The organism is Halalkalibacter lacteus (assembly GCF_036663595.1).
Lineage (GTDB): Bacteria > Bacillota > Bacilli > Bacillales > Bacillaceae_D > Halalkalibacter > Halalkalibacter lacteus.
Window position 1 is genome coordinate 1 of the sequence record NZ_JAWRVL010000276.1, and the last position, 262, is coordinate 262.

The 262-nt window shown below is 69.8% G+C and carries 1 protein-coding gene; it reads right to left on the bottom strand.

Annotation, left to right across the window (positions count from 1 at the left end; translation table 11 throughout):
• Window positions 1–262 (bottom strand): hypothetical protein (locus SAZ04_RS22345; protein ID WP_332699846.1); only part of this gene is annotated, 262 nt, incomplete at both ends.

Consider the following 262-nt stretch of genomic DNA (forward strand, 5'->3'; position numbering starts at 1 on the left):
GGCAAGGATGAGCATCGCCGCCGCGCTGATGGCGGTGGCCAGCACCGGGGCCCGCGTGAGCGTGAACAGCAGGCCCGGAACGCCCACGATGACCATCGCCCACGACAGTCGCCGGAGGCGCCTTGGACCATCCCACGCGAGAACCGCGAGCGCGAAGACGAATCCGACGCCGATGAACATCCCGAGGACAGCCGGGTTCACAAGCGTGCCCACTGTCCGCGCGAGGCCCGCCTCGTGCCAGTGCGTGTCGCCCCAGAGGTTC